Origin of the sequence: Mesorhizobium sp. M0626, assembly GCF_040320665.1 — a bacterium.
Taxonomy (GTDB): domain Bacteria; phylum Pseudomonadota; class Alphaproteobacteria; order Rhizobiales; family Rhizobiaceae; genus Mesorhizobium.
In genome coordinates, this window is sequence record NZ_JAMYQD010000003.1 from 282,875 (window position 1) to 309,173 (window position 26,299).

At 63.3% G+C, this 26,299-nt stretch carries 28 protein-coding genes; 12 read left to right on the forward strand and 16 right to left on the reverse strand.

The features are described from left to right. Positions 1-11 precede the first annotated feature (11 nt). The gene (locus tag NKI37_RS05220; protein ID WP_352789461.1) at positions 12-545 is read right to left on the reverse strand and encodes a YegJ family protein; all 534 of its coding nucleotides are present in this window, start codon (positions 543-545) and stop codon (positions 12-14) included. Between the two features lie 62 nt (positions 546-607). Continuing rightward, complete coding sequence (locus NKI37_RS05225) at positions 608-1,123, reverse strand: hypothetical protein (RefSeq protein WP_023672002.1); 516 nt, start codon at positions 1,121-1,123, stop codon at positions 608-610. A 286-nt stretch (positions 1,124-1,409) separates the two neighbouring features. Here NKI37_RS05225 and NKI37_RS05230 point away from each other — a divergent pair, with 286 nt between their 5' ends. Next, on the forward strand, positions 1,410-2,042 hold the full coding sequence (locus NKI37_RS05230) for a hypothetical protein (protein WP_155923215.1): 633 nt from the start codon (positions 1,410-1,412) through the stop codon (positions 2,040-2,042). A gap of 118 nt (positions 2,043-2,160) precedes the next feature. Here NKI37_RS05230 and NKI37_RS05235 read toward each other — a convergent pair whose 3' ends face one another. Continuing rightward, on the reverse strand, positions 2,161-2,397 hold the full coding sequence (locus NKI37_RS05235; RefSeq protein ID WP_023683739.1) for a hypothetical protein: 237 nt from the start codon (positions 2,395-2,397) through the stop codon (positions 2,161-2,163). A gap of 660 nt (positions 2,398-3,057) precedes the next feature. Between NKI37_RS05235 and NKI37_RS05240 the strand changes: the two genes are divergently transcribed. Beyond that, positions 3,058-3,996 (forward strand): diacylglycerol/lipid kinase family protein, encoded by a 939-nt coding sequence (locus tag NKI37_RS05240; protein WP_023683740.1) that lies wholly within the window; start codon positions 3,058-3,060, stop codon positions 3,994-3,996. Positions 3,997-4,088: 92 nt separating this feature from the next. Here NKI37_RS05240 and NKI37_RS05245 read toward each other — a convergent pair whose 3' ends face one another. Genes NKI37_RS05245 through NKI37_RS05255 form a run of 3 tightly spaced genes read right to left on the reverse strand, consistent with a single transcriptional unit; the run spans position 4,089 to position 7,830 of the window. Further along, positions 4,089-5,006 (reverse strand): NAD(P)-dependent oxidoreductase, encoded by a 918-nt coding sequence (locus NKI37_RS05245; protein WP_023728216.1) that lies wholly within the window; start codon positions 5,004-5,006, stop codon positions 4,089-4,091. Then, positions 5,003-6,217, reverse strand: a complete 1,215-nt coding sequence (locus tag NKI37_RS05250; protein ID WP_352789464.1) for a mandelate racemase/muconate lactonizing enzyme family protein — start codon at positions 6,215-6,217, stop codon at positions 5,003-5,005. Before NKI37_RS05250 ends, NKI37_RS05245 begins: the two co-directional genes overlap by 4 nt. Further along, positions 6,214-7,830, reverse strand: coding sequence for a GMC family oxidoreductase (locus NKI37_RS05255; protein ID WP_023724935.1), 1,617 nt, complete (start codon positions 7,828-7,830; stop codon positions 6,214-6,216). The genes NKI37_RS05250 and NKI37_RS05255 overlap by 4 nt, the downstream gene beginning before the upstream one ends. 223 nt (positions 7,831-8,053) lie before the next feature. Here NKI37_RS05255 and NKI37_RS05260 point away from each other — a divergent pair, with 223 nt between their 5' ends. Continuing rightward, positions 8,054-8,449: an acyl-CoA thioesterase gene (locus tag NKI37_RS05260; protein WP_352789467.1), complete on the forward strand. Its 396-nt coding sequence runs from the start codon at positions 8,054-8,056 to the stop codon at positions 8,447-8,449. A 500-nt stretch (positions 8,450-8,949) separates the two neighbouring features. Here the strand turns inward: NKI37_RS05260 and NKI37_RS05265 are convergent, their stop codons facing one another. Beyond that, a complete protein-coding gene (locus NKI37_RS05265) occupies positions 8,950-9,318 on the reverse strand; it encodes a winged helix-turn-helix transcriptional regulator (protein WP_023683744.1) in 369 nt (122 codons plus the stop codon). A gap of 89 nt (positions 9,319-9,407) precedes the next feature. On the opposite strand from NKI37_RS05265, the gene NKI37_RS05270 reads away from it, so the two are divergent. Beyond that, positions 9,408-10,013, forward strand: coding sequence for an NADPH-dependent FMN reductase (locus NKI37_RS05270; protein WP_023671992.1), 606 nt, complete (start codon positions 9,408-9,410; stop codon positions 10,011-10,013). A gap of 165 nt (positions 10,014-10,178) precedes the next feature. Here NKI37_RS05270 and NKI37_RS05275 read toward each other — a convergent pair whose 3' ends face one another. Continuing rightward, positions 10,179-11,474: a glucoamylase family protein gene (locus NKI37_RS05275; RefSeq protein WP_023671991.1), complete on the reverse strand. Its 1,296-nt coding sequence runs from the start codon at positions 11,472-11,474 to the stop codon at positions 10,179-10,181. Positions 11,475-11,732: 258 nt separating this feature from the next. Between NKI37_RS05275 and NKI37_RS05280 the strand changes: the two genes are divergently transcribed. After that, positions 11,733-12,611, forward strand: a complete 879-nt coding sequence (locus NKI37_RS05280; protein WP_023671990.1) for a DMT family transporter — start codon at positions 11,733-11,735, stop codon at positions 12,609-12,611. A gap of 28 nt (positions 12,612-12,639) precedes the next feature. On the opposite strand, the gene NKI37_RS05285 is transcribed toward NKI37_RS05280, so the two are convergent. Both NKI37_RS05285 and NKI37_RS05290 read right to left on the reverse strand, forming a co-directional pair. Continuing rightward, positions 12,640-13,950 (reverse strand): hemolysin family protein, encoded by a 1,311-nt coding sequence (locus NKI37_RS05285; protein ID WP_023689708.1) that lies wholly within the window; start codon positions 13,948-13,950, stop codon positions 12,640-12,642. A 70-nt stretch (positions 13,951-14,020) separates the two neighbouring features. Beyond that, positions 14,021-14,728, reverse strand: coding sequence for an LssY C-terminal domain-containing protein (locus NKI37_RS05290; protein ID WP_023724930.1), 708 nt, complete (start codon positions 14,726-14,728; stop codon positions 14,021-14,023). Positions 14,729-14,840: 112 nt separating this feature from the next. On the opposite strand from NKI37_RS05290, the gene NKI37_RS05295 reads away from it, so the two are divergent. Beyond that, positions 14,841-15,560: a gamma-glutamylcyclotransferase gene (locus NKI37_RS05295; protein WP_502896357.1), complete on the forward strand. Its 720-nt coding sequence runs from the start codon at positions 14,841-14,843 to the stop codon at positions 15,558-15,560. Between the two features lie 19 nt (positions 15,561-15,579). On the opposite strand, the gene NKI37_RS05300 is transcribed toward NKI37_RS05295, so the two are convergent. The 3 genes from NKI37_RS05300 to NKI37_RS05310 form a co-directional block, all read right to left on the reverse strand. Then, positions 15,580-16,371 carry an extensin-like domain-containing protein gene (locus NKI37_RS05300; RefSeq protein WP_023695766.1) on the reverse strand — a complete coding sequence of 264 codons (792 nt, stop codon included), beginning with the start codon at positions 16,369-16,371 and terminating at the stop codon, positions 15,580-15,582. Positions 16,372-16,501: 130 nt separating this feature from the next. Then, positions 16,502-17,578 (reverse strand): extensin-like domain-containing protein, encoded by a 1,077-nt coding sequence (locus NKI37_RS05305; RefSeq protein ID WP_352789503.1) that lies wholly within the window; start codon positions 17,576-17,578, stop codon positions 16,502-16,504. Between the two features lie 198 nt (positions 17,579-17,776). Next, positions 17,777-18,202, reverse strand: a complete 426-nt coding sequence (locus tag NKI37_RS05310) for a DUF3775 domain-containing protein (protein WP_023683751.1) — start codon at positions 18,200-18,202, stop codon at positions 17,777-17,779. Between the two features lie 229 nt (positions 18,203-18,431). On the opposite strand from NKI37_RS05310, the gene NKI37_RS05315 reads away from it, so the two are divergent. Together NKI37_RS05315 and greA are read left to right on the forward strand one after the other, a co-directional pair. Next, complete coding sequence (locus tag NKI37_RS05315) at positions 18,432-18,968, forward strand: tetratricopeptide repeat protein (protein ID WP_023683752.1); 537 nt, start codon at positions 18,432-18,434, stop codon at positions 18,966-18,968. A gap of 288 nt (positions 18,969-19,256) precedes the next feature. Next, positions 19,257-19,730: a transcription elongation factor GreA gene (gene greA / locus NKI37_RS05320; protein WP_023683753.1), complete on the forward strand. Its 474-nt coding sequence runs from the start codon at positions 19,257-19,259 to the stop codon at positions 19,728-19,730. A 23-nt stretch (positions 19,731-19,753) separates the two neighbouring features. Here the strand turns inward: greA and waaC are convergent, their stop codons facing one another. The 3 genes from waaC to rfaD are packed head-to-tail and all read right to left on the reverse strand — an operon-like array spanning position 19,754 to position 22,655. After that, the gene (gene waaC / locus NKI37_RS05325) at positions 19,754-20,728 is read right to left on the reverse strand and encodes a lipopolysaccharide heptosyltransferase I (RefSeq protein WP_023683754.1); all 975 of its coding nucleotides are present in this window, start codon (positions 20,726-20,728) and stop codon (positions 19,754-19,756) included. Then, on the reverse strand, positions 20,725-21,732 hold the full coding sequence (waaF, locus tag NKI37_RS05330; protein ID WP_023683755.1) for a lipopolysaccharide heptosyltransferase II: 1,008 nt from the start codon (positions 21,730-21,732) through the stop codon (positions 20,725-20,727). The genes waaC and waaF overlap by 4 nt, the downstream gene beginning before the upstream one ends. Beyond that, positions 21,705-22,655, reverse strand: coding sequence for an ADP-glyceromanno-heptose 6-epimerase (gene rfaD, locus NKI37_RS05335; RefSeq protein WP_352789473.1), 951 nt, complete (start codon positions 22,653-22,655; stop codon positions 21,705-21,707). Before rfaD ends, waaF begins: the two co-directional genes overlap by 28 nt. A gap of 134 nt (positions 22,656-22,789) precedes the next feature. On the opposite strand from rfaD, the gene NKI37_RS05340 reads away from it, so the two are divergent. The 4 genes from NKI37_RS05340 to NKI37_RS05355 all read left to right on the forward strand — a co-directional run bounded on the left by NKI37_RS05340 (position 22,790) and on the right by NKI37_RS05355 (position 26,267). Then, positions 22,790-23,422, forward strand: coding sequence for a LysE family translocator (locus NKI37_RS05340; protein ID WP_023671977.1), 633 nt, complete (start codon positions 22,790-22,792; stop codon positions 23,420-23,422). A gap of 124 nt (positions 23,423-23,546) precedes the next feature. Beyond that, positions 23,547-25,040, forward strand: coding sequence for a D-glycero-beta-D-manno-heptose-7-phosphate kinase (gene rfaE1, locus NKI37_RS05345; protein ID WP_352655126.1), 1,494 nt, complete (start codon positions 23,547-23,549; stop codon positions 25,038-25,040). Between the two features lie 8 nt (positions 25,041-25,048). Further along, entirely contained in the window at positions 25,049-25,621 is a 573-nt protein-coding gene (locus NKI37_RS05350) for a D-sedoheptulose-7-phosphate isomerase (RefSeq protein WP_023701614.1), read from the forward strand. After that, positions 25,614-26,267, forward strand: coding sequence for a D-glycero-alpha-D-manno-heptose-1,7-bisphosphate 7-phosphatase (locus tag NKI37_RS05355; RefSeq protein ID WP_352789476.1), 654 nt, complete (start codon positions 25,614-25,616; stop codon positions 26,265-26,267). Before NKI37_RS05350 ends, NKI37_RS05355 begins: the two co-directional genes overlap by 8 nt. Positions 26,268-26,299: the final 32 nt, after the last annotated feature.

Here is a 26,299-nt window from a genome sequence, read left to right on the forward strand (position 1 = left end):
GTCGCCGCGCCTCAGCAGTCGAAGCCGTAGTTCTGGCGATAATATTCGACATCTTCTTGCGCCATCGTCTTGAACATCACGCAGACGGTGAAGCTGCCGACCTGGCGACCGTTTCTGGTGTAGCCCCAGTCGGAAATATCGTCCCGGTTAAATTCGAGTTCCTGGCCGGCCACGACATTGTGCACCGCTTGCGGCTCATTGGCCAATGTTCCTGCAAAGCCGGTCGCGGTCTTGTGGAAGGGGATGATCCAGAAATGTTCCGAGGCGTCTCCGTCCCTGACCTCGACCTTCAATTTGTAGCTGGTTGTCCCGGCTGGCGGCGCATCCGACAAGGACAGGAATTCATCGAGGCTGGCGCGCGCCTGCGCAATGGCCGCCGCCATTTCCGGATCGTCCCTGGCGACGCCTACAACCTTGTCGCCGCCCTGGCCGGAATCCTGCGCACCGGCCGGAATCGGCGCCAAGGCCAGCACCAGGGACAGCACGGTTCGAACTGCATGCTTCATGAAATGGCGCTCCTGCGTGTCGATGCCTGACACCATCATGCATCTATCTGGAGTTTTCAACGGCAGTGCGACAGCGTGGTATGGTCCGAACGGCAGGCCGCTCACAACCCGCTCGGCACCAGCCCTGCCAGCCAGTTCGCGGACCGCTTGGCAATGCCGACCGTTGCCGACGCGACGCGGCCGAGATCTGTCTTGACCACGGCGTAGCCGTTCCTGGTGCGGTAGAGCACGCCTGTTCCGCCATCGACCACTTGCTCGTAGGCGACGGGCCGTACCGCTGCTGCCTCCATGGCCGTCGTCGGGGAGCCGACGGGAACGCTCGGCCGATGGCTCAGTTCCGGCGGCAACGGGGTTTGGACATTCCGGCTGGCCGGCTTCAGTTCCGGGCGGGATGCGGCCGCCGCCAGTTGCGAAGAAGACGCCGACCCCTTGCTGCGGCAGATGCCAGAGACCAGCGGATAGTCGAAGTTCTTCTGGTGCAGCATCTGGCTTTTCATCGCCGCTTCGCAGTCGGCGATAGTCGCCCACTTCGCCGGCGTCTCGCCGATATATTCGCAAAGCTTGGCGTCGCAGTCGCAGCCGACAATGGTCATGGCGACAAGGGCGGTCTTGATCACGGTCTTGTCCTTCGGATTGCCCCCCGGCAGCCAGTCCTTCCATCGCGCGCGAACAAGGCGGGATTTTGGCCGCGATCACGCGATGAGCCGGGGGATGCGTTTTTCGGGTACGGCTCACTATAGGTGGATTTCGAGACACCCGGTAGCAGATAGGGCGGGAGCGTGATGCATTTGCAGGAAGAAGCCTGAATAAATCTTGTTGGCTATGGCCGCGACAACTGTTTCTTGGCCCGGTTTTCTACTACGATACTCACGGGGCGATACAACAATATAGGAGGGGTTTGTCATGGGAAGAATTGTTCGGTCCGCTGAGCCTGTGCCGAAAAGGGATTCAACGCTCGAGGGCATTCCAGGCGATGCTCCGCTCGGCGTCGACGATGACAAGCAAGAAGATCAAGGATCGAAAGGCGGCGACGGCTATCTCGACCGGGTGGCGAAGTACGTGCCTGCCGAAGTCGTGGCATTTTTCATCTTCGTCAACTCCATCCTGGTCAATGCCACTGAGCAGCCGGTTGCCAAGGCGTTGACCGATGCGGTGGCGGAAGAGACCAAAGGCAATCCGGGGGACATTCCGGGTAAGGTGCAGGCAGCCATCTATAAGATTGAAATGGCCGGTATCAGCGTCTGGACCATTTCATGGATCATGTTGATCGTCGCGCTGGCGATGACGCCGGTGTATCTGAAATCGGTCAGCGATTCAGCCGACAATGCGGAGGCTCCGGGAGCCAACATCGTCATGTCGATGCTCGCCTTCCCATTCTGGGCCTATGCCGTAAACGCGCTGGCCCTCAGGCCATGGCATGACGGTGCGCTGGCCAGCATCATGCTCGCCACCTTCACGCTCATCAGCGGCGCCATACGGCCGGAATATATAAACGCTGGCCTCAATTTGATCCCGGGCATCGGCCCGAAGAAGTAGCTTGGCCCGCCGGGCAGGCCGCGGTGCAGGGCGCGGCTTCAGTTGTAGACGCGCTCCAGCCTCGCGCCTGCTTCGAACAGCGCCGGCAGCACGATGTGCAGCTTGCGCACGGCGACGATCAGCCCGGTGCGACGGGTGGCCGGATCGATCGGAACGGTTGGCTGAACAGCGCCCGGGCGCCTTCGGGCGGAGCGAAGTCTGCCGCCGAAAGCACGGTGAGCATGATCGCGTCGTTGCCACCGATCTCGACGAAGGACACGCCTCTGTCGATCAGGCGCGGGATCATGTCGGTGAATTGCTGACCGCGCCTGGTGATGAAGATGGTGCCGTCAGCGCCGAAATCGCGTTCCAGCAAAGTATCGGCTTCTTACGCGTCGCTTCGCCGACCGGACCCTTGGCCCAAAAGACAGTCGGCGCCGGGATTTCTCCCAGCGCCTCCCTGTCAGATCAGGACACGGTCGCGGCAGCAACTTCCGTGAAGTCGTCGCGCCATGCCGGCCTTGATTTTGACGGTCCTGCCAGTCACCGCCCGAGGGCAGTGCCCGTTCCAGACCACGCCGTTCTCCACCCTTGCGAGCTTCGTTCGGCGCGCCATCGAAGGTTTTCGCCGTCCTTCATGGCAGCATCGGTCCGCCGTTGGCGTTCGCACGCTTTCCGCGGCCCCGTAGGTCTCGGCATCCGTCCCTCGAACAGGCAAGCCTGCTCTCGCTTCGGGCCGTACGGGCCTCAGGAAATCCGCCTTTTCGCTTTGCCTTTCGGCGTGGCGATCGGTAGCCGCCTGAGATGGGCTAAACTTACGCTGGGTAAGGGTTTTGGGGAATGGGCGTGAGCCTGTGGATAACGGGATTATCGGGGATCGTTTGCCACAAAGCTCGGAATTTCGACTCCAGCTGCATTAGACAGCCCGCCCGCTTTTTGGCGCCTGATCGGCTGTGCCCCTTGCTCCGCCGGCTGGCGCGGGCTTCAATGCCGGCAAAGCATCAAGCCTATCGGCTCGGTGCGGGGAGGGTGCGCATTGAAAGTCGGGGTGGTGCTCAATCCGATTGCCGGCGGCGGCCGGCTGAAACGGCATTGGCCGGAGGTGGCTGCTTCGCTGAAAAAGCATTTCGGCGAATTCGAGCTGCGCGAGACGCAGGCCGAGGGCGACGCCGAAAGGCTGGCGCTCGACCTCGCGGCAAGCGGCTTCGAGCTGGTGATCGCGGCCGGCGGCGACGGCACCGCCAGCGAAGTGGCCGACGGATTGCTGCAGGCTTTCGATGAGAGCGGCCGGACAACCGAACTTGCCTTGCTGCCTTGCGGCACCGGCATCGATTTCGCGCGCGGGCTCGGGCTGCCGAAAGAGGTGGATGCGGTGCTGAAGCGGATCGCCGAAGCCAAGGCGCGCAAGGTCGATGCAGGGCGCATCTGCTACATCGACGACCATGGCGCGCTGGCCAGCCGGCACTTCATCAATATCGCCAGCCTCGGCCTATCCGGCGCCACGGACCGTGCGGTCAATGCCGACAAGCGCAAGGGCAGGATGTCGGCCAAGGCGCTGTTTTTCTGGCGCACCGTGGTCGAGTTCATCCGCTACCGCTTCCAGGACGTCAGGATCACCGTCGACGATGGCACCCCGGTCGAGGCGCGCATGGCGCTGGTGGCGGTTGCCAACGGAAAGTTCTTCGGCGGCGGCATGATGATCGCCCCGGACGCCGAACTCGCCGACGGCCAGTTCGACATCGTCATCCTGCGCGCGGCCGGCAAGCTGAAGCTGATCTGGGATATTCGGCTGCTCTATGGCGGCCGGCACCGCAACCATCCGGCCATCACCATATTGCGTGGCCGGAAAGTGGTGGTCGAACCTATCGGCGATGTCGAGAAGAACGGCGCGCTGGTCGACATAGATGGCGAGTCGCCGGGGCGTATACCCGCGACGTTTGAGATCCTGCCCGGAGCGCTGACGCTGAGATATTGAATCAAGGCGTTGAGGGATTGATTCAGGTGGTTTGAGCGGCGATTCCGGCGAACCGGCCAAGGGCCTGAAATCGCAGGACATATTTACCCGGCTTAGCTTTCCAGCTTGGCTGGGAAACCGGGCGCGCGCAGATCCATGTCGACGGCATCCTCGAGCAGTTTGACGATCTGGGTCGACCAGGCGCCGCCGCCATATTCCTGTTTGCCCATCAGGAAAATCTCACTCACAAGCGGCGCCAGTTGGAGTGGCAGTCTGAACTCCCTGCCCATCGCAAGCGCAAAGCCGAGGTCCTTCAGTGCCAGGTCCATGGTGAAGCCAATGTCGTAGGAGCCGTTGAGGATGAGCTGGCTTTCGGTCTCATGGACGAAGCTGTTGCCGGAGGAGGCGACGATGGCGTGGTAGGATTGCGCGAGGTCGAGGCCGCCTTGCTTGGCCAACATCAGCGCCTCGCCGGCGGCGACGAGATGGATGAAGGCCAGCATGTTGGTGATGACCTTGATCACCGCCGCCGAGCCGACCGGACCCATCAGGAACGACTTTGCGCACATCGCTTCGATGGCCGGACGATGGCGCTCGTAAAGCGCAGCATCGCCGCCGACAAGCGCGGTGATCTTTCCGACCGCGGCCAGATGCACGCCGCCGGTGACCGGGCACTCAAGCGTTTCGACGCCCTTGGCCGAGGCGAGGGCGGCGAGGCGCAGAATCTCGTCGCGGCCATTCGTCGACATCTCGATCCATGTGCCGCCCTTGGGCAATCCTTCCAGCAGTCCACCGGGACCAGCCAGCACCGCTTCACTGACCTTGGGCGAGGGCAGGCATGTGATGGCGTTGCCGGCTAGCGCTGCCGCTTCAGCCGGGCTGTTCGCTGCGATGGCGCCGAGCGCAACCAGGCGCTCGACGGCGGCGGGGTCGCGGTCGAAGACGATGACGACAAAACCGTTGCGCAACAGGCTGGCGGCGAGGTTGCCGCCGAGATGGCCAAGGCCGATGAAGGCGTAACGTTCGCTCACGGCATCAGCGGCATTTGCATCATCTGCAAATGCAGGTCCTTGCCGGTGTAGGGATGCGCCTCGCAGACCGCCTCGTTGAGCTCGACGCCGAGGCCGGGCTCCTTCGACGGAATGACATTGCCGTCCTGCCACTCGATCTTCTTCTTCAAGAGCGTGGCGTGGAAACCGTCCCACTGCTTCAGCGATTCCAGGATGAGGAAATTGGGCAGCGTCACCGCCAGCTGGATGTTGGCGGCGCCGACGATCGGCCCGCAATAGCAGTGCGGCGCGATCTGGATGTGGTATGCCTCGGCCATGGCGGCGATCTTCTTGGTTTCGAGAATGCCGCCTGAGCGGCCAAGGTCCGGTTGCAGGATGGTGGCGGCGCGGTTCTCGATCACGCGAGCGAATTCGAACTTCGTGGTCAACCGCTCGCCGGTGGCGATCGGGATCGAGGTGCCGCGGGCGACATGCGCCATCACTTCGGGCATGTCCGGCGGGACCGGCTCTTCGAACCACAAGGGATCGTAGGGCTCGATGGCTCGTGCCATGCGCAGCGCACCCGACGCGGTGAACTGGCCATGCGTGCCGAACAGAATATCGGCGCGGGTGCCGACCGCTTCGCGGATCGCCTTGACCATGCGGGTGGAGACATCGATGTCGATCAGGCGCGGCTGGTGGCCGTCGAAGGCGGTATAAGGTCCGGCCGGGTCGAGCTTGACGGCGTTGAACCCCTGCTCGACATATTCGAGCGCGCAGGCGGCCGCCAATTCGGGGTCATTGTAGACGTTCCTGCCGTCCGGCGCGTCTTCCGAATGGACGCTGCCGGTGTGCGGATAGAGATAGGTGTAGGAGCGCAGCGTCTCATGCACCTGGCCGCCGAGCAATTTGTAGACCGGCTTGTTGGCTTCCTTGCCGACAATGTCCCAGCAGGCCATTTCCAGCGCCGAGAAACAGCCCATGCCGGTAACGTCGGGGCGCTGGGTAAATCCTGAGGAATAGGCGCGGCGGAAGAAGGTCTCGATGTCATGCGGATCGTGGCCGATCAGGTAACGCTCGGCCATGTCCTCGACCAGCTTGGCCGTTATGTGAGCCGAGAAGGTGGCGTTGTAGGCCTCGCCGTAACCGACCACGCCGCCATCGGTGGTCAGCTTGACGAAGATGAAATACTTGCCGCCGATGCCGGGCGGCGGGTTGCCGACTACCCAGGTCTTGACGTCGGTGATCTTCATTTTTGGTCCTCCAGAACCAGTTCGGCGCCCTTCCATCCGGTCATGACCGAGGCGGCGTTGGTGTTGCCGGTGATGTTGGCGGGAAAGATCGAGGCGTCGATGACACGCAGACCTTCGAGCCCGTGCACTTTCAGGCGCGGGTCGACGACGGCGGCCCCGGCGTCCGGCCCCATGCGGCAGGTCGAGACCGGGTGATAGACGGTGCCTGAGCGCTTCCTGAAATCCTGGATCAGGTCGGCATCCGATTGGATCGATGGGCCCGGCAAAACCTCCTCAGTGATGATCTCGGCCATGGCGGGCATCGAGGCTATCTTGCGCACGAATTTCACCGCCGCCAGCATCTCGTCGACATCGGCGTTGGTGGAATAGGCGTTGGCTACGATCCTGGGATAGTCCAGCGGATTGCTGGAGCGGATCATGATCTCGCCGCGGCTGGACGGGCGGCAGTTGGAGAGGCCGATGGAAAAGCCCGGCCACGGATCCGGCGTCAGGATCGGCCGCTCGCCGCTCTTCGGAATGACGGTCGAGAAAGCCTGGAAATAAAGCTGCATGTTGGGGCGCGAAAACGCCGGGTCGGTTCGGAAGAAGCCGCCGCCATGGTTCATCGACAGCGACAGCGGGCCGGAGCGGGTGAGGATGTACTGCATGCCGACCAGCAGCTTGCCCCACCAGGGCCGCAGGATTTGGTTGAGCGTCGGCACGTTTCCCTTGAAGGTATAGTTGATGCCGACATGGTCCTGCAGATGCGCGCCGACATTTTCGTTGGCGTGGACGACCGGGATGCCAAGCCCCTTGAGCAGTGACGAGGGGCCGACGCCGGACAGTTGCAAGAGCTGCGGCGAGTTGATCGAGCCGGCGGACAGGATGACTTCGCGGCCGGCCCGCGCCGTCTTGGTCTCGCCGTTCTGCAGATATTCGATGCCGACGGCTCGCTTGCCCTCGAACAGGATCCTGCTCGCCAGCGCATTCGTCTCGACGCGGACGTTTTTGCGCTTCATCGCGGGGCGCAGGAAGGCGCGCACGGCCGACATGCGGCGGCCGTTTTTGGTGGAGATCTGGTAGGTGCCGACGCCTTCCTGGGCGGCACCGTTGAAGTCGGGGTTGAGCGGCAGCCCGGCTTGCTGGCCGGCGGCGAGGTAGCGCCTGGTCAGCGGATGGACGGCGTTCGTCGTGTCGGTGATATGCAGCGGCCCGCCGGTGCCGCGCCATCTATCGGCGCCGGCCTCATTGTCCTCAAGCGCCTTGAAGCCCGGCAACAGATCGTCATAACCCCAACCGGGATTGCCGGCATCGCGCCAGTCATCAAAATCCTCGCGCGCGCCTCGGATCCAGACCATGGCGTTGATCGAGCTTGAGCCGCCAAGCAGCTTGCCGCGCGGCCAATGGTCGACATTGCCGGCAAGGCCGGGGTCCGGCTCGGGCTTGTAGTTCCAGTTGACCGCGGGGTCGAAGAAAGTCTTGCCGTAGCCAAGCGGCATCTGGACGTAGAAGCGGCGGTCGCTGCCGCCGGCTTCCAGCACCAGCACGGAGTAACGGCCGGAAGCCGACAGCCTGTCGGCGAGAACCGAGCCGGCTGAGCCGGAGCCGACGATGATGAAGTCATAGGTCTGCATGATTGGTGTTGGCGGCTCCGCAAAACTGGCTGCAGCCTATCCGCGGCAGGCTTCCGAAGTCGCGGTGCCTTCCGGCATGCGTTGTGAAAAATGCGACCGTGAGACGCCTGGCCGGAAAAGCTGCCATGGAACCGACATTGCGCCGGGAGCCTCGCCCGTCGCGTTGACCTCTTGGGCCCGTGACGCTACGGGATCAAGGGCTATCGCTTTAGGGGAATCTCGGATGGTGCATTACGCGGACGGACGGCCGATCGGCGATCTGACCTTGCGTACGCTCGCCATGCCGGCCGATGCAAATGCGGCCGGCGACATCTTTGGCGGCTGGGTGATGGCGCAGATGGATCTTGCCTGCGGCATCCGTGCGGCCGAGCGGGCCAAGGGCCGCGTGGTGACGGCGGCGGTCAAGGAAATGTCCTTCGCCAAGGCGATGAAGATCGGCGACACGCTGTGCATCTACACCCATGTCGAGCGCATCGGCCGCACCTCCATGACGCTCAAGGTCGAGGCCTGGGCGCAACGCTACCTCTCCGACCTGATGGAGAAGGTCACCCACGCCGATTTCGTCATGGTGGCGCTGGATAGCGACGGCAAGCCGAAGCCGATTCCAACCGAAAGTTGACATCGTCGATTCTGCCAAGCTTGCGCTTATGTAACATCCCCCGCGCGGGCGATGCGCTGCGCGACATCCAATGGTTGCCTTCACATCCGATTCTGCGGGCGGCGGAGGGAAGACAATGCGTCAACACATGCTGAACGGCTGGCTCGTGGCGGCCCTCGTCGCGGTGATCTGGCTGCTTGGCACGACCGCTTATACCGAGATCAGGAAAGAGCTTCCAAGCGTTGCCTGCACGCACGACCGGACCGTTGGCAACGAGCGGACTGCCCAGCGGTCTGCAAGGGTAGAGACGTGCGGCGCAGTGTGTTGCAGCAACCCTGCGTCAAAGGCCTGAGGGCCCGTCAGCGGAAGACCTCGTCAGCCTCAAAATGATCATGCGCCGGCGAACGAAACGCTGCAGCTATGTCGCGATGGCGCGACCAACGATGCCAGGGCGGATCCAGTTAAACCCGGGTACGCGTCGTCGACGGCAAAATCCGTAAACTATTGCTGGGCAACGGTTTTCAGGCGTGCACGCCATCGAATCTTTCACGCGCCGCCTGGACCCGCGAGGTGTTCTTCCGCGCCCATTCGCCGAGCGCGCCGACCGGCACCAGCAGCTCATGGCCGAGCTCCGTCAGCTCATAGTCGACGCGTGGCGGGATGGTCGGGAACACGGTTCGGGTGACGAAGCCGTCGCGCTCAAGACCGCGCAAGGTGGTGGTCAGCATCTTCTGCGAAATGCCGCCGACAGCGGCGCGCAACTCATTGAAACGCAGCGGTCCGCCGCCCAGCTTGCCGACGACCAGAACGGTCCATTTGTCGCCGACGCGCTGCAGGATTTCCGAGACGGCGCGGCAGTCTTCGGTGTTGTGCGGGTGCCTCAGTAACATAACGGTGCCTCCTTGCGCTGCCATTTGTCAGTATCTCATATAGCGCCGGTATCCAAACGATACCAGCTTTTGCATATATGGAGAGCCCCATGTCCAAGCCCAAAATCGCCATCGTCGTCGGTTCGACACGCGCCGCGCGTTTCGCCGATGTGCCCGCCCAGTGGATCGCCAAGATCGCGAAATCCCATGCCGACATCGACGTCGAGACCGTCGACCTGCGCGACTGGCCGCTGCCCTTCTTCGACGAGGTCGCCTCGTCCGCCTGGGCGCCGTCGCAGAACGAAGTTGCCCAGCGCTGGCAAAAGAAGGTCGCCGAATTCGACGGCTTCATCTTCACCGCCGCCGAATACAATCATGGCCCGACGGCCGTGCTGAAGAACGCCATCGATTACGCCGCCAATGAATGGAACAAGAAGCCGGCCGGTTTCGTCGGCTATGGCAGCGTCGGCGGCTCGCGCGCTGTCGAACATTTGCGTCTTGCCGCGGTCGAATTGCAGATGGCGCCGGTCAAATCCGCCGTTCACATTGCCTGGAGCGATTTCCTGGCGGTGCGCCAGGGCGAGAAGAAGCTCGAGGAGATCGAGCATCTGAACCAGGCTGCCACGGCGCTGGTCAACGACGTTGCCTGGTGGGCCCGCGTGCTCAAGGCAGCGCGTCAGGCCGACGCGATTGCCGGCGAAGCCCAGGCGGCCTGAGCCTTATCCTCCCAAGGACCGATGATTTTTCCAAAGGGCGGCGTTTGCGCCGCCCTTTTTCATTCACGTGAAGAGGCGCTCTCGGCTCCCTTGGCCGGATGGTGGAGTCGGACCGGCAAGGTCGCGCTGATGCCTTGACGATCCCGCGCGAAGGATCGCCGCCTGTCACAGCCAACCGCCGGAAAACCCGGCCCGGCGCAGTCCTGTGGTGATGGCCGGCACGCGGCGCATCAATCGCCACAGGAAGTCGGACCGGTAGTTCTCGATCATCAGGGCGATCGGCCCCTGGTTGATGCCGACATGGTCCGGCGATACCCAACCGCAGGCGCGGCCGTCGTCGGCAGCGATCGTCGGGTTGAAGCTCGCGGTGAAGCCGTAAGGGTTGCCGTCGCGCAGGTCCATCTCGTGGAAATGGCGCAGCGCCGGCAGCACGATTTCCGGCGCAAAAGGCAAGGAGGCGATTGCCGCCCATGGCGACAGCGTGCCGTCATCGGGGCCAAACGGTGCGCCGCGGGCGAGATAACCGAAGAAGCGGCGTCCATCGGCTCGCCGCGCGATCGGACCTGGGCCGTCGCTGGCGGTGACGCCCCAGCAATTCTCGCCATAGCCCGCGAACCCCCTCGGATTGCGGATTGCGTAATCGCGCTGCAGATACGTCGCCTGGCGGCTGTTTTCGAAATAGTCGATGTCGTGACCCTGCATGAAGGTATCGCGGATGGCGCGAAAATCGATCCAGATATGCGAGAACTGGTGGATGAAAAGCGGGCCGGCATAGACCATCTCGCGGCCGTAGATGGTCTTCCATTTGTAAGTGGACAGCCAGGCCGCGTAGCTCTCGGGAGTTAGCGAGTGGGTCGGCGAACCGAGACCCAGGACGTACAGGATCAGCGCCTCGTCAAATCCTTCCCAGCGGTAGCGGAGAAAGCCTTTTCCAGGCCGCCAGCCATGGGTGACGGTGGCGCCGCCGTTCTGCGCCCAGCGCCAGTCGGCACGGCGGTAGAGCGCATCGGCAAGCTGGCGGATTTCCAGTTCGAGCTCATCGTCCTGGTCGAAATAAGCGCCGGCAGCCAGAACACCGGCAAGCAGAAGTGCGGTATCGATCGTGGACAGTTCGCAATTCCAGACGCGGCGGCCGGTCTTCATGTCGAGGAAATGATAGTAGAAACCCTTGTAGCCGGTGGCATCGGGCTCCGGCCCGTGCGGGGCGTTCCAGAAGAAGCGAAGCGTGGCGAGCGTCCGCTCGATTGCGGCATCGCGCGTCATGAAACCGCGCTCGACACCGACGGGATAGGACGACAAAGCGAGCCCGACAGCGGCTATGCTGGCAGGCGACGTTGGCGTGTTGCGGTCGGCGACCAGGCCGTTGGCAGGGTTGGCCTCGTTGAGAAAATACTCGAAGGACAGGCGCTGGATATCTTGGAGAAGCTCGTCGTTTAGCGCGTGTTCGTTCGATGCATCCATGACAATCAATATAGAGGCTTTGGCTGCTTTTGCCATTCTTCCAGCGGATCAATCATGGGTGAGGGCAGGCTGGGGCCGATAGCGAAAGGCGCTGCCGACGCACCGAATTCAAATCGAGGGGCTGCGAAGATCGGTTGGACCGCCATATGCACGGCCCTGCCATCTGGCCTGGCCGTCCTCCCCTGATATATCCGGCTGCGATCCATCACATGAGCATGCCCCGTGAAGTCACCCAGCCTGTCAGGCGTCGTTTCCCCCATGACCCCGGTGCTGGTCTGTGCACTTGCGATCTTCCTTCTGTCCGCCATGGATGCGGCGATGAAAATCCTGGTGATCGCCGTCGGTGTCTACAACACGGTGCTGTGGCGAAGCATGCTTGCGAGCGTGGTCGCGGGCACGGCCTGGGCGGCGGGGCCGCGTTCCCTTCCCACGCCTTCCGTGCTGCGGCTACACGCGCTGCGCGCCGTGATCGTGGGCATCGTTCTGCTGTCGTTCTTCTGGGGCCTTGCCAGATTGCCGCTAGCGGATGGGATCGGGCTTAGTTTCGTCGCGCCGCTGTTCGCTCTCCTGCTGGCGGCGCTGCTTTTGGGCGAACGCATACAGCGCCAGGCGATCTGGGCGTCGCTGGCGGGCATCGCCGGCGTCGTCATCATCATGGCCGGACAGTTCGGGCAAGGGAACTATACCGGGGATGCCCTGCTTGGCACGGTGGCGGTGCTCGCATCGACGGTGTTCTACGCCTACAATCTGATCCTCTCGCGGCGGCAGGCGCTGGTAGCCAAACCAGTCGAGATCATGCTGTTCCAGAACCTGTGCGTTGCCGCCGTCCTTCTCCCCGCCGCTCCCTGGCTCGCGGTTGCCCTGCCGGGCAATCTCTGGCTTCCACTGGCCGGGGTGACGGGGCTGTCGCTCTCCGGCCAGTTCCTGATGAGCTGGTCCTACGCGCGGGCCGAAGCGCAATATCTAATCCCGACGGAGTATTCCGCCTTCATCTGGGCGATCGTGTTTGGCTGGCTGTTCTTCGACGAGGCGGCGACCTGGACCACGCTGGCTGGAGCGGCCCTGATCGTGGCCAGTTGCCTGATCGCCTCGCGCTCCAATCCGAAGCTTGCCGAACCGATCGAAGCCGCGGTCTGAGGGCGCTATTCGCTTTGACGGCAGAGCGTCAACGCACCACTTCGCGATGGCCGCTGGGCAGCCGGGTGGCGATCAGCTTGTCGATGCGGCGGCCATCGAGGTCGACGACCTCGAAACGCCAGCCTTGCGCGTCGACGCATTCGCCGGTCGCCGGCAGATGGTGCATGTGCGACAGCACATAACCGGCGACGGTCTCGTAGTCGCGGTTTTCCGGCAGGTCGATACCGAGAACGTCAGCCATCTCGTCGGCTTGCATGTATCCCGCGAGCAGCCATGAGCCGTCCTCGCGCTTGACGGCGTTTTCCTCGTCGCCGGCATCAAGGTCGGCGCGGAAGACGCCGGTGATGGCCTCGAGAATGTCGGCAGGCGTGACGATCCCTTCGAAATGGCCGTATTCGTCATGCACCAGCGCCATCGGCACGTCGGATTCCTTCAGCTTCTGCAGCACATCTAGCGCGTCGGCCTGATCGTAGACGATGGGGGCGGCGCGCACATGCTTGCGCGGATCGAGTGCGCGGCCGGCGAGCAGGGCGGCCAGCACGTCGCGCGTCTGAACAACGCCAACCATGACGTCGACGCCGCCATCGCCGGCCGGCAGGCGCGAATGCTGGGTCTCCATCAAGAGCTTGCGGATGGCACCCTCATCGGACTGCAAATTGATCCAGTCGACCTCGGTGCGCGGCGTCATCACGGCGCGCACGGCGCGATCGCCGAGCCGCATGACGCCGGCGATCATGCGCCGCTCGTCGGATTCGATGGTGCCGTGGTGCTCGGCCTCGGCGACCAGCATCTTGATCTCTTCGTCGGTGACCTTCTCCTCGCTCTCGCCGCGCTGGCCAAGCAGCCACAATATGGCGCGGCCGGAAATGTCGAGCAGGAACACCAGCGGCGCGGAGACGGTGGCTAGGATGGTCATCGCAGGCGCCGCGCGGGCGGCAACACGCTCGGGATCGCGCAGCGCGATCTGCTTGGGCACCAGCTCGCCGACGATCAGCGAGAAATAGGTGATGATGGCGACGACGATCCCGACGCCGAGCGGGTCGGCGATGTTTTCGCGCATGCCGGTCGTGGCCAGGTACACCGAAAGCCTGTCGCCCAGCGTGGCGCCGGAGAAGGCGCCCGACAGCACGCCGACCAGAGTGATGCCGATCTGCACCGACGACAGGAATTTGCCGGGATTGGAGCCGAGCGTCAGCGCACGCCCGGCGCCATTGACGCCGCGGTCGATCATCGCCTTGAGCCGCGCCGGGCGCGACGACACGATGGCGAGCTCGGACATCGACAGAAGGCCGTTCACACAGATGAGGACGACCACGGTGGCGATTTCGACGTATAGCATCAGGGCTCAATAGCATTGCGGCGGGCCGCAGGAAAATAGTCCGCGATGATTTTTGGAAAATGACAGTGGTTCAGGGGAATTGCCTGAGCACCCCGACAACAGCCTTGCCGTCGGTGAAATAGGGATCGCCGCCGCCGTTGCGTCCGGTCCTGGTGGCGCCGATGCCCGGGATGTCGCTCACCGAGATCACCATGCCGGCCGCCGACAGGTCGTGGATCACGAGATCGCGCTCGGCGTCGATGTCAGGGGCGATATGGTGGGTGATGGCGCCGGTATCGTGGCTGAGACCAACGCCGCGGTCGAAGCTGGCCGAGCCCATCCAGAGCGTTCGGCCGTCGTCGCCGGTCGCATCGCTGCGCCAGAAGCGGACATGATGGCGCCGGTCGGCGCTGCCGCCGACCGGCTTTTCGAAGGCGAGATCCTGGGCGCGGCCTTCGAACAGCAGCCGGCTGACCGGGGCGTCAGGATAGGGATGATCGAACAGCACGCTCTCACCGATTTCGATCGCGGTCTTTAGCGTCACGCCATCGGCCGTATCCCATCCGGCCATGGCGAAGGCATGGATCATCTCTTTTTCGGTACCGACAAGGCCGATATTGATCGGGTCGCCCGGAATGCCTTGCGGCGTGTGTGTCACCATCTCGAAAGTCTGCGTGCGAAAGCCGCGGTCGCGAACCGTCCAGAATTCCGGCGCAGCGACATAGGCGAGGGCCAGCCAGACCGCCAGAAGAGCGGCGAGCCAGGTCAATGCGCGTCGTTGCAGGCTTCGTCGGCTCATGAAAGCGGCTCGATCCGTGCGGTATCTGTGCCTGACGGACCCTGGAAATCAATGGCCAGCGGCGAGCAGCCGTTCTATCGTCGGCCATCGTTTTTGCGTGGGGTGAGCAGGAATGGATAAGAAGCCGGTGGGTCGCAGCTCGATGGCATTGACCGCGGACCTTGTCGCAAGGGTCGAGCGTGTCGAACCGGATCCGGGTCCCGAGCCCGGAACAACCGAGCATACAGACGCGGAGTTCGATAGTCTTGTCGAGCAACTTCTGTCGGAGCATCGGCCTGAAGCGCTATGGGTCTTTGCCTACGGGTCGCTGATCTGGAACCCCGAATTTGCACATGTCGAGCAGCGCCCGGCCACGGCGCCAGGATGGCACCGCTCGTTCTGCCTGACGCTGACCCGTTGGCGCGGAACCCGTGATTTGCCGGCGCTGATGCTGGCGCTCGATCGAGGCGGCAGCTGCAACGGCATCGTCTATCGGCTGCCCGCGGAAGACCATTTCGGGCAACTTGGCCAGTTGATGCGCCGCGAGATCGATGCCAACCCGCCGACTAACGTGCCATGCTGGATCAAGGTCAAGACCAAGGATGGGCCGTTGCGGGCCTTGGCTTTCGTCGCCGCGCCAGACGGCAGGGCCTATGCGGGCCGGCTGCCATTGGAGCAGGTTGCCGACACGCTGGCGCGGGCTGCCGGGCATTGGGGCTCGTCGGCTCAATACCTGTTCCGAACCGTCAGCAAGTTGGAAGAGAGCGGTATCCGCGACAGGAACCTTTGGCGCATTCAGGATCTGGTGGCCGAGCAAATCATCGCTTCCACCGGGAACGCCAATCCCGACTGATTTCTGAACGGTGAACGCTTTAGCGGCAGGCGCGGTAGCCGCTTTTGCGGTTCTTGATGTCGAAATGGAAATGGTTGCGGTGATCGTAATTGTAGCCGGGACCGAGCACGGTGGTGAAATACTGGCAGCCGTCGGCGCGCACATTGTTGAGGAAGCCGCGGGTGCGGAAGGCAAACAGGCCGGGCTTGCGCACATCGATGTCGTCGCCGTTGTTGAGCTCGATGCTCATGACGTCGAGGGCGTTGCCCTTGCCGTGCTCGGACAGGACACCTTCGCCGGCGATGTTGCGGCAGGAATAGCTCGAGCCCTGGTGGATGGTCTTGACGCCCGAGAAATAGCGCCAGCGGGCGGAAGGAACCAGTTCGTTGCTGGTCCAGGCGGCGAAACTTGCGGCCATGTCGCAGGTCAATGTCGCGGCGGGCTTCATCTGGATGCCGCCGATGGCGGAGACCTTGACCGGCCAGTCTATGCCGCACTGTCCCTCATGGATCGGCTGGACATCGGTGTAGACGACGCGAAGCCGCTTCAGCTCGCCACGGCAATCGGTTTCGCTGGCCGGCATCTGCTGCGGCTCCGACTCCGACATCGGCTCGTCCATGTGCGGATAGGCGGCAGTCATATAGGGATTGGACGGGACGAGCTTCTGCATGCCTTCATATTGCGGCACGGCCGCGGTCTGCGAGCCGACATCGACGGCCGGCTGCAGCGACAGCACGCTGCCAGTGTTGCAAGCCGAAACGGCGGCCAGCGCAAGACCGGCGGCCAGTATCGCTGCGCTTTTTGCCTTCGCGGCGCGAAATATTGCGGCCATGGGCGGAATCCTGTCCTTGATCGGTGGGATTTTAGCGATCAAGGGTAAAGGAAAACTCAGCGTTCCCGTTCATGCCTGCGGCCGAAATGCGGCAGCCAGACCATCACCGGTGACGATCACTGAAGGGCCATCACTGGCAGAAAGTGCCACCATTCCGGCGCGGTTCGAGATCGAGATGGAAATGCAGGGAATGGTCCGGGTCCGCGCCCGGTCCAAGCACGGTCTTGAACGGTCCGCAGGCGGCCTTGCGCACCGCATTGAGGAATTTGCCGTCCTTCTCGGGCGGCGTTGGACCGACTTCGACCTTTCTGCCATCCGACAACGTGAAGCTGGCAATATCGAGCGCGTTGCCGAAGGCATGTTCCGACAGATGGCGCGTGCCGTTGCGCGGCCGGCAGACAAAGGCCGATGCCTGGTTGATCGATTTCAGGTCGGCTCCGAACTCGGCTTTCGCCGCCGGCTGTATGATTTCGGCGGCAAAGCGGGCTGCCGCCTCGGCCATCGGGCAGTTGAGTTCGGTCGCGGGGCCGATAGCGATGGATTTTCCGAGCGACTTCAGCAGCAGGGGATAGGGGATCGAGCAGCCGATGTCGGGATTGCTTTCCGCCTTATGCTCCTCGAATTCGACACCAAGGGCCGTCAGCCGCTCGCGACAGGCGACTTCCGCCGCCGGCATTTTTGCATCGGGCACATCGGCCGAGCGCGGATCAGGCAGCATCTTCTTGTCGCCGGCATCGGGTTTTTCAGGTGGTTGCGGAGCAACGGCCAGCGGCTGAGCTTCAGGTTCCGAAGTGTCTGGCTTTTGTGTCGGAATCGGCACCGCGGCCGGCGGCTCGGGCTCGCTTTGCTTATCGGTCGACGGCTTCGGGGCTGACGGTCCGGGCCGCGCCTGCTTTTTAAAACGGGACTTTTCTTCGTTGAATCGATCGTCATTGGACCGGTTGGGCGCGCCAAGGGGGTTCGGACCTTCGGCCTTTTGCTTTTCGATCGGTGCCGCGCCGGTCTTCGGCGCCTCTGAAGGACGCGCCTCGGGCAGCGGGACAACGCGCGAGGGCTGCACCGGAACATCGGCGGGCGAGGGCTCTTTATCCGGGGTCTTTTGTTCCACCTGCTTTGGCGTGATGTGCCGCTGTGGCCTGGGCTTCTGGCGGTGTTTGCTGCGCGGCTTAGGATGCGAGTCGACCCGCGGTGAAAACAACTGCTCCAACCGCTGTGACAGCGGCGTGTAATGCTTCTTGCGCTGTTTGGCGTCGGCTTGCGTCAGCAGGGGCGTCAGCAGCAGAGCCGTGACGACCATGACCAGTGCAACCCTGCATGTTCGGGAAAGTACAACAGACCCCATCGTCCTCAACGGCGCGAACGCCCGGAGGTTGCCTGCGGCCCATCACGAACGGTAACGACGTCGTTACGCGCCAATCGCTTCCAGCCCTTCTTCTAGCCAGTCGGCCAAAAGCGGCATGCCGAGCAGGTATTTCGCCGTGCGCTTGTTGGCGCGGTCGCGCGCGGCGGCAACCGCATCGGACCATTCCGCTGCGTCATAGTCGCCGCGGCCGACCCAGGCCAGCGCGATCAACTCGGCCGCTTCGTCGACGTTGAGGTCGTTGATCAGCTCGCGCAGCTCTTCCTCGGTGAGGTCTTCCGCGCTTTCCTCCGCCAGACCGTCATGGTGGTGATTGGCATGTGATTCACCATCGAGCTCGACCTCATGCTCGGCACCGTCGGCATAGTCTTCGTTGACGGCAGCACTCAGTCCCTTTGCCTTGAGAATGAACAGGCGCACGGTGTCCGGGCCGATCGATAGCTCCCATTCCCGCTCACGGCGCTGTTGCACTCTCGGGCACCCCCGCTGATCATTTCCCGAATGATAGCGGATTTGCAGCGCGCGTCACGTCATGTTCTGATCCCTGGCTCCCGCCTTTGACCGAATTCAGGTTAGGCACGGCCGCACAAATAGTTTCGGCGGCTGCGGGTTTCCGGGATGAAAAGTCTGCATCCCGGCGTTAGCTTTTCATTATCGTCATTTTCCCTCAAGATCGTCATTATCCCTCAAGGAGGCTTCGATGCATAAAAGAGTGTTGATCCAGGCGGCTGCGGCGCTTGTGGCGCTGCAGTTCTTTGCGGTTCCGGTGTTTGCGGCCGGCGGCGGTGGCGGTGGTACCGAGACCACCACCCAGTGCAAGAAGGGGCAGGTCTGGGACAAGAAAAAGCAGAAATGCGTCGCGCCGAAGTACGGCATGCTGGACGACGACAACATCTACGATGCTGGTCACGACCTGGCCATGGCCGGGCGTTATGATGAGGCGATCGCCGTGCTCAGCCTTGCCGCCAACAAGCAGGATCCACGCATCCTCAACTATCTCGGCTATTCGCATCGCCATTCCGGCCGTGTCACCGTCGGTCTCGGCTATTACGAGGAAGCGCTCCGCATCAACCCGGATTACACGCTGGTGCGCGAATATCTCGGCGAGGCCCATCTGCAGATCGGCGATCTGGCCGGCGCCCAGGCGCAGCTGGCCGAGATCGAGAAGCGGACGGGCAAAGATTCGCGCGAATACGGCATGCTGGCCGAACAGATCTACCATTTCATGAGAAGCTGACCCCACCCCAACGGCTTCTCTGGGCCGGCTGCGAGCAATCGCAGCCGGTTTTTGTTGTCGCAACTGCAACACGCTGCACATGCCGTGACGGCAATTGCGCAAGTCGGCTCATGATTTTTCAAAAAGCCTGCTTTTTCAGCGTGAAAAACGCGCGAGGATCGCTATATTGGGGAAAATTGCGGTGAAACGGTTCCGTTAGCCCGAGGCTGCCGGACCCGTTTTCTTTTTATACCCATCGACAAGGCTTTCCCCGAAATGCGGGGGTGGCGGCAGGAAAGGTCAGGCATCATGAACAAGGTCCCGATGACAGGCGAGGGGTTCGCGTCATTGAAGGAAGAACTGCGCTGGCGCCAGCAGCAAGAGCGGCCACGTATCATCGAGGCGATCTCCGAAGCGCGCTCGCATGGCGACCTGTCCGAAAATGCCGAATATCATGCCGCCAAAGAGGCGCAGAGCCTCAATGAGGGCCGTGTCAACGAACTGGAAGACTATATTGCTCGGGCCGAGGTGATCGACGTCACCAAGCTTAGCGGCGACAAGGTCAAGTTCGGCGCCACGGTGGTGCTGGTCGACGAGGACACCGAGGAAAAGAAGACCTACCAGATTGTCGGCGACCAGGAAGCGGATGTGAAATCGGGCCGTATTTCGATCTCCTCGCCGATCGCGCGCGCGCTGATCGGCAAGGAAGTCGGCGACGCCATCGAGGTCAACGCCCCCGGCGGCGCCAGGGGTTATGAGATCGTCCAGGTGCAATTTATCTAGCACCTCAGAATTGCTGGAAGGTCCTATGCCGAAGCTTGGAGCTTAAGGGCTAATAGCTTTTCTGCTTCCGGCACCACCTGTGCCGGCATGAGGCGCTCCCCCGCTGCGGCCAGCAACGTTGAGGCATATTGCCCGCGCGGGCCGGTCAAACCCGGCTCGGTCGCCAGGAACACCGCGACCGTCGGCAGGCCGAAGGCGCTGGCGAGGTGGGTCAGACCGGTGTCGGCGCCGATAACCAGCGTCGAGCGGCCAAGGATCGCGGCAATGTCTGCCAGCGGCGATCTCGGCACCACGATCGTTGACGGCACGGCTTTCGAGATCGCCTTGGCCACCGCCTTCTCACGCTCGTTCGACCAGGTGGTGACCGGCGTCATTCCGCTACCAACCAGCAGGCGAGCCGTTTCGATCCAGTCTTCGGCGGGCCATTTCTTGTCCTCGCGGCTGGTGCCGTGCAGCAGGAAGGCCGTCTTGCCGTCAATGCCGGCCAGGCCGCCGGGAGGCGGCACAATCCCGGATGCGAGCGCCGAAAGATCGGGCTCGTAGCCGAGCGCCAGCCCGAACAGCCGGCGCGTGCGTTCGATGGCGTGCAGGTTGCGGGGCACGGCGTATTTGCGCTGGTAAAACAACGTTGCCGAGGGCTCCCGCGCGCTTGCGCGGTCGAAACCTGCGATTGGTGCCGCTGCCTGTTTCGCCACCAGGGCCGATTTCAGCAGCCCCTGCGCATCGATGACGAGGTCGTACTCGCCTGCTTGCAGAGCGCGGCGCAAGCTTGTCGCCTCCCGCCATGTGCCGGCGTTGAACAGATGCTTGCGCCAGCGCCGGATGGCGACGGTATGGATCTTTGCTATCGCCGGATGCAGCGCGACGATGCCGGCAAAGGCCTCTTCGACACACCAGTCGAAGGCGATATCGGGGCGCTTGCGGCGTGCATCTTCGACGGCGGGGAAGGTGTGGATGACGTCGCCCATCGAGGAGGTCTTGACGATCAACACCTTCATGCGGCGGCCGGGAGTTCCAGCAACCTGTCCGCCGCCGCTGCCACTCGGGCAACGTCCAGCGTCTTCAGGCAGTTGAGGTGGCCGAGCGGACAGACCTTCCGGTGGCAGGGCGAACAGGACAGATGCAACCAGATCAGTTCGCGCTGTTCAGCCAACGGCGGCGTGTTTTCCGGCGAGGTCGAACCGTAGACGGCAACGACCGGCGTGCCGACGGCGGCCGCGACATGCATCAGCCCGCTGTCGTTGGACACCGCCAGCCTGGCCGCGGCGATCAGGTCGATGGCGTCCTCCAGCCGCGTCTTTCCTGCCAGATCGACGACACCGGGCGCGAGTGCTGCGATCTCGGCGGTGACGTCGCGATCGTTCTTCGAGCCGAACAACGCGACCTTGAATCCTTTCGCCATCATCTCTCTGGCGAGGCCGGCATAGCTTTCGCTAGGCCAGCGTTTGGCCGGACCGAATTCGGCGCCGGGCATCATGGCGACGAATTTTCCCGGCTGAAGTGCGAAGCGAGCGAGCAGCTCTTTCTGATTGCCGGCGTCGACGGTGAGCCGCGGCGGCCGGAAATGTCCGCCTTGGGCGAGGCCAAAATAGGCCTGCGCGGTGTGCCGTTTGACGGCATCGGGCAGCGGCAAGATGTCGGTCAGCAGGCCATAGCGCATTTCGCGCAAATTGCCGAAACGGCGCGGAATGCGGGCAAAGAACGGGATAAGCGCCGATTTCCAGCTACCCGGCAGGACGTAGGCCATGTCGTAGCGGCCGCGCAGCAGGCGGCCGAAGCGGCGGCGAATGATGAATTCAAGCGCGCCGGGTTGCAGCGGGAAATCGATCTGCTGGCGAATCTCGGGCATGCGCTTGACCAGCGGGGCCGCCCAGGCCGGGGCAAGCACGTCGATGGCGGCGTTGGGATGGAGCTCCTTCAATGCCGAGAACAGGCACTGAGCCATGACCATATCGCCCACCCAGCGTGGGCCGATCACGAGGATCGTTGGGCTTTCAGCCATTCGACATAGTCTCTGACGCCGGTTTCCACGCTGCGGAATTGCCCATTATAGCCGGCTGCGCGCAAGCGGGACATATCAGCCTGGGTAAAACTCTGGTAGCTGCCCTTGAGGTGATCGGGGAATTCGATGAACTCGATCTCGCCCTGGCCCAGCGTATCGATCACGGTCTCGGCAATGGCGCGGAACGGCTGGGCGCGGCCGGTGCCGCAGTTGAAGATGCCGCTCGAGCCGCGCTTCCACAGCCACAGATTGACGTCGGCGACATCGCCGACGTGAATGAAGTCGCGGCTTTGTTCGCCGGGGCCGAAGCCGTCATGGGCGCCGAACAGCTTTGGGTTTTCGCCGCGCCCGACCTGATTGAACAGATGGAAGGCGACCGAGGCCATGGCGCCCTTGTGCGCCTCGCGCGGGCCATAGACGTTGAAGTAGCGCAGGCCCGCGACCTGCGAATGATCGGTGTCGAACACGGTGCGCCTGACATAGTCGTCGAATAGTTTCTTCGAATAGGCGTAGACGTTGAGCGGCCGCTCAAGTGCGGGATCCTCGCGAAACTCCGAACCGCCGCCGTAGACGGAAGCCGAGGAGGCATAGAGGAACGGTATGCGCAGCGAAAGACAGCCATGCAGCAAGCGCTTTGAGAAGGCGTAGTTCACGTCCATCATGAACTTGCCGTTCCATTCCGTGGTGGTCGAGCAGGCGCCCTGGTGGAAGACGGCCTCGACGCGGCCTAGGTCGCCGGCTTCCAAGGTGGCCAAGAATTCGTCCTTGTCGAGATAGTCGGCTATCTGCAAATCGGCCAGGTTGGCGATCTTGTGGCCGTCGGTGAGGTCGTCGACGACGAGGATGTCATAATGGCCTTCGGCATTGAGTGCGGCGACGATGTTGGAGCCGATCATGCCGGCCCCGCCCGTGACGATGATCATGAATGCCTCTGGTTGCTTGCGATTCCGGTCCTTATAAGGGAGGCCAAGCGTACTGTCGATGAAGCACCACGACGCCACAGTGAGACCGCGAAGCGGCCCGCTTTATTCGAGGCCCGCAAGCTAGGGGACAAAAAATGCCGTCGACCGAACTGCTCATTGCGTTTTTCGCCACCACGGCGATCTTTGCCTATATTCCAGGACCGGCGATGCTCTATGCCGCCGCGCAGACCATGGCGCGCGGGCGCTGGTCGGGGCTGACGGCGGCACTTGGCATCCATCTTGGCGGTTATTTCCATGTCTTTGCGGCTGCCGCCGGGCTGTCGGTGCTCTTCCATGCGGTGCCGCCGCTCTACATGGCGGTCAAGCTCATCGGCGCGCTCTATCTGATCTGGCTTGGCGTGTCCTTGTTCCGCAAGCGCGGGGACGGTGACACGGCGCTGCCGGCGATCGAGCGCAAATCGGCGCGCCGGGCATTTTTCGAGAGCATCACCGTCGAAGTGCTCAATCCGAAGACGGCGATCTTCTTCATGGCGTTCCTGCCACAGTTCATCGATGCCTCGGCGGGGTTCCCTGTGTGGCTGCAATTCGTCGTGCTGGGCACCATCGTCAATTTAATGTTCTCTTCGGCAGATATTGTCTGCGTGTTGCTGGCAGGCATGGTGATCGCCCGGCTGAAGCGCTCCAGCCGTGCGCAGCGCATCATGCAGCGGGCGGGCGGGGCGGTGCTGGTCGGACTGGGCGTCCACGTCGCGTTGCAGAAGAGCTGACGGCCGCCCTGACGTTGCGCTGCGCGGATTTGCGGTATATCGGCTTCGCCATGAACGATCCGGCCCGTAAATAGACAATTTTCAGCGTGATTGAGGTCGGCCTTTCCCTCGCATTGCCAGTGACATGATCAAGCACAATCCGCCTTCGCCCGAACCTTTGCACCGCGCCATTGCCCGCTTTGGCGACGTTGCCGTGCTGGTGGTCGGCGACTTCATTCTCGACCGTTTCGTCAACGGCGTCATCGAGCGCATCTCGCCGGAAGCGCCGATCCCGGTGCTGCACGGGCGCGGCGAGACCTCGACGATGGGCGGCGCAGGCAACGTTGTCGCCAACATCGTCTCGCTGGGTGCCAGCGCTATTCCCATATCGGTGATCGGCACCGATGTGGCCGGCGACAATCTGGTGCGGATGCTTGGCGAACTCGGCGCCGACACGGCGGGCCTAGGGCAGGAGCGCGGCCGCATGACGTCGTCGAAGAGCCGCTTCAGCGCGCTCAATCAGCAGGTGCTGCGCTTCGATGAGGAAGAGATCAAGCCGCTCGACGACAAGGAACGGGCGGACCTGGTCCGGCATTTTCGCGCCGCACTCACGCGCGCCGACATCGTCATTCTGTCCGACTATGGCAAGGGCATCTTGCTCGACGGCGTCGCCGCCGACCTGATCGCCATCTGCCGCGAGGCGGGAAAACCGGTGCTGGTCGATCCCAAGGGCCGCGACTATGCGCGCTATGCCGGCGCGACCGCCATCACGCCCAACCGCAAGGAGCTTGGCGAAGCTGTCGGTCGCCCGGTTTTCGCCGACGACGAGATCGTCGCGGCGGCACGCCAGCTGATTTCGGCGCATGGCTTCGAGTTCGTCGTCGCCACCCGCAGCGAAAAGGGCATGAGCGTCGTCGGCGCGGATGAGGCGCGCCACATCGCCACCCAGGCGCGCGAAGTGTTCGACGTTTCGGGCGCCGGCGATACGGTCATCGCGAGCTTCGCGCTGGCTCTGGCCGCGGGCGCCGATCGCGTCATGGCCGCCTCCATCGCCAATGCCGCCGGCGGTGTGGTGGTGGGCAAACGCGGCACCGCGCGGCTGACCGTGGAGGAACTCACCGGCGCGCTGTTCCGCTCGCACGGCCCCACCGCCCACAAGGACGCCATCCTCGATGCCGCATCGGCCGCGCGCATGGTGGCGGCGTGGAAGGACGAGGGCCTGAGCGTCGGCTTCACCAATGGCTGCTTCGATATATTGCATGCCGGCCATGTCAGTCTTCTCCACGCGGCGCGCAGCCAGTGCGACCGGCTGGTGCTCGGCCTCAACAGCGATGCCTCGGTGCGTCGGCTGAAAGGCGCCGGGCGCCCGGTCAACGATCAGCATGATCGTGCCTGCGTGCTCGCCGCCCTGGCCTCGGTCGATGCGGTCGTGGTGTTCGAAGAGGATATGCCGCTGGCGCTGATCGAGGCGCTTCTGCCCGACATTCTGGTCAAGGGCGCCGACTACACGGTCGAGACCGTTGTCGGCGCCGATGTGGTGCAGAAGGCGGGCGGGCGCGTCGTCCTGGTCGACCTTGTCGCCGGCAAGAGCACCACCGGCACGATCGGCAAATTGCGCGCCGGCGGCGGTACCAACTGAGGGATTTCATGTCCGGACTGAATGACTATCTGGTCCGCTCGGCGGCCGCGATCACCGCGACAGTCGAGCGTGACCTGACCGCCGAGATGGAACGTGCTGTGAGTGCGGTCGTCGCCGCGCTTTCCTCGGGCAAGGCGCTGCTGGTCTGCGGCAATGGCGGCTCGGCCAGCGACGCCATCCACATTGCCACCGAACTGGTCGGCCGCTTCCTTAAGGAGCGCAAGGCCTACAATGTGATTGCGCTGCCGGCCAACGCGGGCATGCTGACCGCCTGGGGCAATGACTATGGCTTCGACACCGTGTTTTCGCGCCAGGTCGAAGCGCATGGCGCGGCCGGCGGCGTGCTTCTGGCGATCTCGACCAGCGGCAATTCGCCGAGCATTCTGGCTGCCGCCGAACAGGCGCGCATGATGGGCATGACGGTGGTCAGCCTCACCGGCGACGGCGGCGGCAAACTCAAGCCGCTCACCGACATCCTGCTCAACGTGCCCTCGACCTCGACGCCGATCATCCAGCAGGGACATCTCTGCCTCTACCACTATCTCTGCGAGGTGGTGGAAGACCGTCTGTCGAATGGCTGACATCGGGGCCTACGGCCCATACCCGCTGGCTGAACCCGGCCTGTGGGTCGAGCGGGTGGGTTTGCAGTCCTTTCTCGCTGGGACGCCGGCGCTGTTCTTCGACCGCGACGGCACCATCAATGTCGATACGGGTTATCCCGACGATCCCGCCAAAATGGCGCTGCGCGACGGCATCGTGCCGGTCATCGCGGCGGCCAACCGGGGCAACATCCCGGTGGTCATCGTCACCAACCAGTCCGGCATCGCGCGCGGCTATTTCGGCTGGAAGGAATTTGCCGCGGTCAACGGCCGGGTTCTCAAGCTGCTTGCCGCCGGCGATGCCTTCGTCGACATGGTTCTGGCCTGCGCCTACCACGAGGCGGGCAGCGGGCCACTGGCGGTCGCCGACCATCCAATGCGCAAGCCCAATCCGGGCATGCTGCTACAGGCCCGGCAGCGTCTCGGCCTCGATCTCAAGCGCTCGCTGATAGTCGGCGACAAGGCCGCGGATATGCAGGCCGGACAACGTGCCGGCCTGCCGCGCGGCTGGCTGGTGGATGGCGAGGGAACTAATGAGCCGGGCTTCGAGGTTCTGCCGCTGCGCAACCCCGATGATCTGGAACGGCTTTTGAGAGCTGTCGAGTCGCTCGGATCGAGACTGATTTAGCTTTCCGGATCTGTTGCGACGCAATCTCAATG